This window comes from Streptomyces sp. ADMS, from assembly GCF_033441795.1.
GTDB lineage: Bacteria > Actinomycetota > Actinomycetes > Streptomycetales > Streptomycetaceae > Streptomyces.
The window spans coordinates 1-2,482 of sequence record NZ_JAVFVX010000271.1; the positions used below are offsets into that span (position 1 = coordinate 1).

Sequence of the window (2,482 nt, forward strand, 5' to 3'; positions counted from 1 at the left end):
TGGCGACAACCCGAACAGAACCGATCACAACCTCAAGATCTGAGGCTGTAGTACTGGAGCGAGCACAATTCGACCGCAGCGCATGGTTTGCCGGGGCCCAATTCGGCGGCAACGCCTGGTTCGACAAGACCCACTTCAATGCCGAAGCCGATTTCTCCTCAGCCCAGTTCAACGGTGACGTCTGGTTCGACCAGGCGCAGTTCGGTACACGCACGTTCTTCGACCAGGTGCAGTTCGACGGCAACGCCCGATTCGACGGGGCGCGGTTCTCAGGCGACGCCTGGTTCGCCAAGGCCCAGTTCAACCGTGTCTCCGAGATCGGACCGATCGTGTGCCTCGGCCGGCTCGATCTGTCCGGCGCGTACTTTGCCCTCCCGCTGACGATCGAGGTCGCAGGACGTGAGCTGCTGTGCGCCCGCACCCGCTGGGAGTCCACGGCGCTCCTGCGCGTCCGGTACGCCAAGGTGGATCTCACGGATGCAGTGCTCTCCAGCCCCCTCGCCGTCAACAGCCATCCGGCCGTCTTCAAGTCAGACGGCCAAACGATGAATGAGCACCCACTGTCCGACCGTCCAGCGACAGCAGGCGTGACCTCGGTCAGCGGGATCGACGCAGCCCACCTCGTACTGACCGACACCGACCTCAGCGAGTGTCAGTTCGCTGGCGCCTTCCACCTCGACCAGATCCGCCTCGAAGGCCGCACCGACTTCGCCCCCGTTCCCACGGGACTCCTCCGCCGACAACACCCATGGCCAGACCGTTGGTCGCAACGGCGCACCCTGGCCGAAGAACACCACTGGAGAGCCCAGAACGCATCCCAGCCCGCCCATATCCTTGGGCAGCCGCCACAAGTGTCTCTCTGGCGCCCAGGACCTCATCACGACGATCCCGACCGCACCCCGGACCCGGTGGACGTTGCCGCGGCCTACCGCCAGCTCCGCAAAGCATTTGAGGACGGCAAGAACGAGCCCGGCGCCGCCGACTTCTACTACGGCGAGATGGAGATGCGTCGGCACGACAAAACCTCCACCCCTCGAGCCGAACGAGGTCTGCTCCACGGCTACTGGCTGCTGTCCGGCTACGGCCTGCGCGCCTCCCGCGCCCTCGTCTGGCTCGCCGTGGCCATGCTCACCACCATCCTGCTGCTCATGGTCTTCGGCCTGCCCCAGCACTCCCCCACACAGCAAGCCACCGGCACCGTCCCCGCAGGCGGCGGCCGCGTCACCTTCACCCTCGACAAGGACGACCCGCAGAACCCGACCGCCGATCGGCTCACGAGTAAGCGGTTCGAGAGAACCCTCAATGTCACGCTCAACTCGGTGGTGTTCCGCTCCAGCGGCCAAGATCTCACGACGGCCGGCACCTACATCGAAATGGCCTCGCGCCTTATCGAACCCGCCCTCCTCGCCCTGGCCGTCCTGGCGATCCGAGGACGCATCAAGCGCTGACCCCCCTCCTCGCGATCCCGATCGAAGGGCGTCGTACGACTGCCTCGAGGCCCTCAAGCGGTCATGCCGGACTGCTTCACAGCAGCCGTTCGTCCACCGACACCGTTGCCAGGCCAGCCGGGCCGTGGATATGGAGGACGGTGCCCCTTGGGCCGGAACCAGCGGCGAGCGCGTGCACTGGCGCACCGGTGAGCAGACTGTGCCGGAGAGAGCCAGTCCAGGGGGTCCCAGATGCCCGACCCACCAGGCCGCTCAGCCCGGTCCGTGCCGTCGGCGATCCGGGCCCGGGGGCGCCGCCGAAGAACGCGAGCGTGGCCAGAAGGAACGACCGTCCCCGCTCAGCCGGGCCCTCCCACAATGCGGTTGGCGGCGGCCGCGCCCTGCAGCTCCGCCACCGTCACCGTCAGCGCGTCGGCCTGCACGCGCAGGGCGCGGCCGGTGCCCCGGTAGCCGCCGTCCGCGATGACGGTGGTCTTGCCGACGCGGCCTTCGCGCCGGACAGTTCCCATGCCTTGCAGTCGTTGCGGTTGCCGGGCAGCGGCCGGCCGACGGTGTGAGAGCCTTCTCTACCGTGTCACGCTGCCGCAGGCCGGGCGGCTGCGGGCGTGGTACCCGACTGAGTACGGGGCGCGGGTCGCCGGTGAGTGCCCGGAGCTGCGGGGGCCTGCAGCCGCCGCGGCTGGTGGCGGACCGGACCGCGGCCCGCCCACACGCTGGCCATGACCGAGACCGCCCTCGCCTTCCTTGGGGACGCACGCCAACACGGGGACCATCTCGCGGTCCTGGACTGAATCCCGGAGGTACGCCACCTACGGTCCTATGGTGAGGAAGCACTCGAATGGAGGCTGCCAGTCCGGGTCGTTGGCTGGCGGAACACACGGATCGTCTGCTCTGACCTCTGGTTGCTCCATACCTGTAGAGGTGGCCATGACTACGAACGCCGCGCAATGCGCTCCGGCCCAAAGTTCTTTCAAGCCAGCTAAGGGCTGTCCCGTAACTGCGGGTCACGGGTGAGATGATCTTGATGTGGCTGG

At 67.6% G+C, this 2,482-nt stretch carries 1 protein-coding gene and 1 pseudogene; one reads left to right on the plus strand and one right to left on the minus strand.

The annotated features are described in order from the left end of the window. Nucleotides 1-1,448, plus strand: a 1,448-nt coding sequence (locus RB628_RS40235) for a pentapeptide repeat-containing protein (protein WP_318325603.1), incomplete at its 5' end; no start/stop codon positions are given. A 434-nt stretch (nt 1,449-1,882) separates the two neighbouring features. On the opposite strand, the pseudogene RB628_RS40240 reads toward RB628_RS40235, so the two are convergent. Beyond that, nucleotides 1,883-1,998: pseudogene (locus tag RB628_RS40240) on the minus strand (IS5/IS1182 family transposase); the annotation flags it as partial. Nucleotides 1,999-2,482: the final 484 nt, after the last annotated feature.